At 67.3% G+C, this 3,391-nt stretch carries 4 protein-coding genes; 3 read left to right on the top strand and 1 reads right to left on the bottom strand.

Annotated elements, in window-relative coordinates; all coding sequences use genetic code 11:
* The coding region (locus tag VGJ14_17680) for a hypothetical protein (protein ID HEY2834260.1) at positions 1-257 on the top strand (257 nt) is incomplete at its 5' end.
* An 85-nt stretch (positions 258-342) separates the two neighbouring features.
* Entirely contained in the window at positions 343-1,863 is a 1,521-nt protein-coding gene (locus tag VGJ14_17685) for a transposase (GenBank protein HEY2834261.1), read from the top strand.
* A gap of 157 nt (positions 1,864-2,020) precedes the next feature.
* Here the strand turns inward: VGJ14_17685 and msrA are convergent, their stop codons facing one another.
* Entirely contained in the window at positions 2,021-2,560 is a 540-nt protein-coding gene (gene msrA / locus VGJ14_17690; GenBank protein ID HEY2834262.1) for a peptide-methionine (S)-S-oxide reductase MsrA, read from the bottom strand.
* A gap of 618 nt (positions 2,561-3,178) precedes the next feature.
* On the opposite strand from msrA, the gene VGJ14_17695 reads away from it, so the two are divergent.
* On the top strand, positions 3,179-3,391 hold a 213-nt coding region (locus tag VGJ14_17695), incomplete at its 3' end, for a hypothetical protein (protein HEY2834263.1).

Below are 3,391 nucleotides of genomic sequence, written 5' to 3' on the forward strand. Positions count from 1 at the left end.
CGTCGTCGGCCGAACGTCCCGACGTCGGCGTGTCGTACGTGATGTACGCCGTGCTGACCGCCAGTGTGCTGTTGCTGGTTGGCCGGGCCCGGCTGGTGGGTCTGCTGGCCGTCAGCCTCTGCGTGCTGGTTCCGTTTCTCATCGCGCCGGACATGACCTCAACCGGGCACGTGCTGGCCGTGGCCGTCGGTGGGGCCACGATGGCCCTAATACAACGACACGCTCGCCGACGTGATCGACGCTTTTCCAGTCGATGATCTTGGACTTGTCGACCTAATTGAGCCTGTTGCAGAATCGGCGCGCCTTCGGTGGCTGGTCGTCAATGTTTTGAATGATCTTGTTGTGGCTAAGGGGTTTCGGCCGGTGGATCGGGGTCAGCAGTTTGTGTTGCCGCCGGATATGCGGGAGTGGTTGCCGGCTGATCATCTGGTGTGGTTTGTGCTGGATGCGGTGGCCGGCCTGAATGTGACGGTGTTTCGGGGGCGGCGTCGGCTGGGGGGTGCGGGTCGGGCGGCGTATGACCCGGTGATGCTGGTCGGTTTGTTGATCTACGCCTACGCGGTGGGGCAGCGGTCGAGTCGGCAGATCGAACGGCTGTGCCGCACCGATGTGGCGTTTCGGATCGTGTGCGCGCAAGACGTGCCCGATCACAGCACGATCGCCCGGTTCCGGGCCGAGCACGAGACCGGCCTGAGCGGATTATTCGAGCAGGTGCTCATGCTGTGTGCCCGGGCCGGGATGGGGCGGGTCGGCACGATCGCGATCGATGGGACGAAGATCGCCGCGAACGCGGCCCTGTCCGCTAACCGCAGCGAATCACGGCTGCGGCAGATCGCCGCCGACATTCTGGCCGATGCGGCCGCGGTCGACGCCGCCGAGGACGGGCTCTACGGTGACCGGCGCGGTGACGAGCTACCACCACAGTTGGCCGACCCGACCGGCCGGGCCGCGCGGATCAAGGCGATGCTGGATGACATCGCCGCCGAACGGGAAGCCGCATCGGCCGGCAGCGAACAGACCCGGCGGGCTACCGAACGGGTCGAACGGGCCCAGCAGCACCTGGCTGACACCCGGGCCGTGGTGGCCGAACGCAACGCCGAACGGGCCCGCTGGCAGCAGCTCATCCAAGCCGACGGTGGTCGCGGACTATCCGGCCGGATGGTGCCGGTCGAGCAGCACTACGACGTGCGGGCCGCCGCGGCCCGGCTCGCCCGCGCCGAAGCGAACCTGACCCGAGCCCGCCACGCCGCACACTCACCCAAGGACGCCACCCGTAACCTGACCGACCCCGACTCGCGGATCATGCCCACCCGGCACGGCTGGGTGCAGGGCTACAACGGCCAACTGGTGGTCAGCGCCGACTACCTCATCCTGGCCGCCGACCTACACCACCACCCCACCGACTACCGCAGCTGGGCGCCGATGATCGACCAGGCATCCGACGCTGCCCGCGCGATCCGCCGCGCCACCGGCCGCCGCAGCCGCCTCGGCACCGTGCTCGCCGACGCCGGCTACGCCAGCACCACCAACCTCACCAGCCCCGGACCGGACCGGCTCATCGCCCTCGGCACCGGCCGCGAACTCCACCACGCCGCCCGCACCCACCCCGCCCACGGCGACCCGCCATCCCACGCCACCGCGTGGCAACGCATGAACCACCGACTGCGCACCCCCGCCGGCGCCGCCCGCTACCGACGACGCGCCGCCCTCGTCGAACCCGTCCACGCCCACCTCAAAGACCGCCGCGGACTCCGCACCTTCACCCGCCGCGGAATCACCGCCGCCCGCAGCGAATACCGCTTCGCCGCCGCCGTCACCAACCTCCTCCGCCTCCACACCCTGCTCGCGGCCAACCCAACCTGACCAACCACCAACCCACCACCACCGGCACTCACCAGCGCGGATTACGCAACAGGCTCCCAGCGCGCGCCAAATCCAAGATCATCTCGATGGATGCCCGTTCCCCTACTATCCTGGACCTGGCGCTGCCCGGCAGCGCCAGGTTCAAGATCATTCAGCGCTACTGAGCGCCGCCGCCTGCGCCGGCAGAGCCCTGCCGGTGCTCGAGGCGCCACCGCGGGCGCACGTAGTGGCAGGTGTAGCCGTTCGGGTAGCGCTCCAGGTAGTCCTGGTGCTCAGGCTCGGCCTCCCAGAACGGGCCGGCCGCGGTAACCTCTGTGACGATCTTGCCCGGCCACAGGCCCGAGGCCTCAGCGTCGGCGATTGTCTCCTCGGCGATCCGCTTCTGCTCGTCGTCGGTGTAGAAGATGGCCGACCGGTAACTCGCGCCAATGTCGTTGCCCTGACGGTTCCTTGTCGTCGGGTCGTGGATCTGGAAGAAGAACTCCAGCAGGTCCCGGTAAGAGAGCCGCGCAGGATCGAAGATGATCTCGATCGCCTCGGCGTGGTTGCCGTGATGGCGATACGTCGCATTGGGCACATCACCGCCGGAGTATCCAACCCGGGTCGAGATCACCCCGGGCACCTTGCGGATCAGGTCTTGCATCCCCCAAAAGCAGCCACCGGCTAGCACTGCGCGAGCGGTTGTTGCTGTCGTCATCGTGTCACTCCTTAAGTAAGCACTACCTTAACGTTCTACGTCGCCGAAGCCTTCCCGCTTGATCGGGTGGTCTTGCCGATGCCACCTTGTCGGAGGCCACGTCTGGCGCCCGTCGCCTTAGGCGCAATCACGCCAATTCTGCTGATCGCGGATGGTGTGGTGCTGGCGTTGCCTGTTCACCAGGTGCTTGTGACCATGGACGCACAGGTGATGGGTCACAAGGCGTTCGACCGAGGCGGCGGGATGGGCGTGACCGGGACACCGGGTGATCGGCGAGACGAGACGGCCAGAGGCTTCGTCGGGCAACGAGCACCAGCACTTGCAGGTCTATAAGTCTGGAGTGCCGGTAATAACCGTTGCCGCGGTCGACGAAAATCAGCACCCGGCATCGTTCACCAACTGGGGGGCCCGGCTGAGGTCGCCGCGCCTGACGTTGGAATCTGGTCGACGGCTCCGTCATATCCGACCACGCTGTTTCCGAACGGAACCGACGGTACCGGCCAACTCGACGGCACCTCCATGGCTACTCCATTCGTCAGTGGCGTTGCGGCGCTGTTACGCGCACATGGAGCGACCGCGGCGGCTACGCAAGCGGCGATACTGCGCACCGCGCAACCAGTGAGCGGGGTCGACGTGCTTGGTCACGGCGTCGTCAACGCGGCAACCGCGCTGACCTACGCGCAGGCGCATCCACATCCCTTCGTGGCACTGGACTTCGCCCCGGAGTGGTTCCGGTGGGCGCAGCTGATCCTGTTGGCCGCGGTCGTCGTGAAGTACTCCTGGGTGCTGATTCGGCGGATGCGTCGCCGTCCTCCGCCACGCCGCCTTTCC

The sequence above is a fragment of the Sporichthyaceae bacterium genome, from assembly GCA_036493475.1.
Lineage (GTDB): Bacteria > Actinomycetota > Actinomycetes > Sporichthyales > Sporichthyaceae > DASQPJ01.

Coding starts and splice junctions, on each gene's coding strand:
- msrA (HEY2834262.1), bottom strand. CDS start 2,560: ATGACGACAGCAACAACCGCTCGCGCAGTGCTAGCCGGTGGCTGCTTT.